This is a genomic window from Stenotrophomonas daejeonensis (assembly GCF_001431505.1).
GTDB lineage: Bacteria > Pseudomonadota > Gammaproteobacteria > Xanthomonadales > Xanthomonadaceae > Stenotrophomonas > Stenotrophomonas daejeonensis.
In genome coordinates this window covers 1-2,782 of record NZ_LDJP01000112.1, presented here as the reverse complement: position 1 = coordinate 2,782, position 2,782 = coordinate 1, and the positions used below count along the sequence as shown (strand labels likewise).

Annotated in this window: 2 protein-coding genes and 3 tRNA genes; all 5 read right to left on the bottom strand. The window is 66.8% G+C overall.

All coding sequences use genetic code 11. The annotated features are described in order from the left end of the window. Positions 1–89: 89 nt before the first annotated feature. On the bottom strand, positions 90–2,042 hold the full coding sequence (locus ABB34_RS14505; RefSeq protein WP_057642088.1) for a peptidyl-prolyl cis-trans isomerase: 1,953 nt from the start codon (positions 2,040–2,042) through the stop codon (positions 90–92). Positions 2,043–2,177: 135 nt separating this feature from the next. Continuing rightward, a tRNA-Asp gene (locus ABB34_RS14500) sits at positions 2,178–2,254 on the bottom strand. A gap of 83 nt (positions 2,255–2,337) precedes the next feature. Further along, positions 2,338–2,414: transfer RNA gene (locus tag ABB34_RS14495), tRNA-Asp, on the bottom strand. 32 nt (positions 2,415–2,446) lie between these two features. Further along, positions 2,447–2,521 (bottom strand) — tRNA-Val (locus ABB34_RS14490). 12 nt (positions 2,522–2,533) lie between these two features. Then, the coding region (locus tag ABB34_RS14485; protein ID WP_057642087.1) for an HU family DNA-binding protein at positions 2,534–2,782 on the bottom strand (249 nt) is incomplete at its 5' end.

Here is a 2,782-nt window from a genome sequence, read left to right as displayed (position 1 = left end):
AATGACAGTTGACTCCTACAAACAATCCGATGCTCCATATGGAAAACCCGGCCAATGGCCGGGTTTCCCGTTTCAGCGATGCGTTGCGCTCAGAGCTGGGATTCCTGCACCTGCACCTTGAAGCGCTTGCGCATGCCGTCCACATAGGCCTTGGCCGCCGCCGCGCCGTCGATCTGGCTCAGCTGCTGCTTCAGCATCGCCCGCTGCGGCTCCGGCACTTCGTCGAGCTTGCCCGGCGTCACTTTGGTCAGCGCGAATACCGCATAGCGGCCGTCGTCCAGCACCACCTTGCCGTAGCTGGGCTTGTCGCCGGTGGGCGGGGTGGCGGTGAACACCGCGCGGTTGGCGGCCGCCGTCGGCATCGGCGCCGAGCGCGGCAGGCCCGGAATCGGCAGCAGCTGCAGGTGTTCGCCTTCGGCCAGGGCCTGCAGCGTCTGCCCGCCTTCCAGCTTGGCCAGCAGCGCGTCGGCGGCCTTCTTCGAGGCTTCCTCGGCGCGGTTCGCACGCACCGCCGCGATCACCTGCTCGCGGGCCTGCTCCAGCGGGATGGCCTGCTCCGGGGTGTGCTCGGTGACGCGGATCATCACGTTGTGGTTCGGCCCCAGCTCGATCGGGTCGCTGACCGTGCCGTCTTCCTTCAGCGCATCGGAGAACGCGGCACGCAGCACCGCCGGGTTGGCGGCAATGCCGCTGGCGGTGGCGCGGCTGAACGGCCCCAACGTCTGCACCGGCAGCTTCAGTTCCTCCGCGGCCGACTCGAGCACGGTCGGGTTCTTGTAGACCAGGTCCACCAGCTTGCCGCTGAGCTCGTTGAAGGCGCGCTCGGTGTCGGCCTGCAACTGCTCGGCCGCCAGCTGGTCGCGCACCTCCTCGAACGGCCGGCCTTCGCCGCCCTTGGTCTCGCGCAGCTGCAGCACGTGGTAGCCGAACTCGGTCTTCACCGGGCCGCTGACTTCGCCCGGCTGCATGGCGAACAGCGCGTCCTCGAACGGCTTGACCATCACCCCGCGCTCGACCCAACCCAGGTCGCCACCGGCCTCCTTCGAGCCCGGGTCGTCGGAATTGGCCCTGGCCAGCGCGGCAAAGTCGGCGCCCGGCTGCTTTGCTTCCTCGGCCAGCCTGGCCGCCTTGGCCTCGGCGCCCTCGCCGTTGCCGATCAGGATGTGCGAAGCCAGCCGCTCTTCCGGCTTGACGAAGCGCGCCTTCTCTTCCTCGTAGCGCTGGCGCAGCGTAGCGTCATCAGCCGCTGCCGCCGGCGGCATGCTGGCCGCGTCCAGCTCGACGTATTCGATGGACACGTTCTCCGGCTGGCGGAAGTCGGCCGGGTGCGCCTCGTACCACTGCTTGACCTGCGCATCGTCCACCGCCGCGGCATCCGCTTCCGGCGCCGGCAGGATCGCGAACTCGACGTCGCGGGTTTCGCCCAGCAGCTTCAACAGGCGCTCGCTCTCGCCCTGGGTCACGAAGCCCGACTGCGCCAGCGCGGTCGGGATGATCGACTGCTGCAAGCTGGTGCGCACCACCTGGTCGAACATCGCCGGGGTGCGCGGCGGCATGCTCTGCGCCAGCGTCAGCCGGTACTGCTCGGCGTTGAACTTGCCGTCGCGCTGGAAGGCCGGGATGCTGGCGATGTAGTCGCGCACGGTGGCATCGCCGATGACGATGCGTGCGTCTTCCGCGGCCAGCCGCACCACCTGTTCGTCGATCATCTGGTCGAGCACGACCAGCTTGTTCTCGGTGGTCTCGAACTCGCGCGGGTCGAAATCTTCGCCCTGCTGCTCGCGCGCCTGCATGCGCGCCTGCTCGAAGCGGGTGCGGAACTCGTCGTTGCTGATCTCATGGTGGCTCCACAGGAACGACATCGGCCACCACGACGGCGCCGAACGCCACCACGACGGCGGCGCCGATACCTTGGCCACGTTCTGCCCGCCAACGCCACCGAGGTAGCTGTTGTCGATCACGAACAGGAACGGGATCATCAGCAGGCCCATGATCACGGTAACGATCCAGCCTGAGGTCTTGTCGCGAAGTTTCTGCAGCATGGGAAAAATCAGGGCCTGATGGCGAGCCGGGCAGTGTAACCCGCTTCCCGCCCCACGCCCAAACGGCGGGCCTTGCCGCCATTGCGGGCAGCCAACGAAAAAGCCCCCGGCCTGCGCCGGGGGCTTTGCGATCAATGGCGGAGCGGACGGGACTCGAACCCGCGACCTCCGGCGTGACAGGCCAGCATTCTAACCAGCTGAACTACCGCTCCGCGCTTTTGACCCTTCGTTTCCCCGCGCCCTGCGGGCGTCGGAGAAAACAAGGCCCCCGATCGCTCAGGGGCCTTCTTGAAACTGGCGGAGCGGACGGGACTCGAACCCGCGACCTCCGGCGTGACAGGCCAGCATTCTAACCAGCTGAACTACCGCTCCACATTTCAAAACTGCTTACTGACGGTGCTTCGTGGTGGGTGCTGAGGGTTTCGAACCCCCGACCCTCTCCTTGTAAGGGAGACGCTCTACCACTGAGCTAAGCACCCCCGGTGAGCCGCTTAGTTTACGGCATCCTTCAGGGCTTTGCCAGCCTTGAACGAGGGATTCTTCGAGGCGGCGATCTTGATGGTGTCGCCGGTCTTCGGGTTGCGGCCGGTACGCTCGGCGCGCTCGCGGACCTGGAAGGTGCCGAAGCCGACCTGCGTAACCGCATCGCTCTTCTTCAGTGCCTTGGTGATTTCGGCAACGAAGGCCACGACCGCAAGGCCGGCTTCGGCCTTGGAGAGGTCAGAGACAGCGGCAACGCC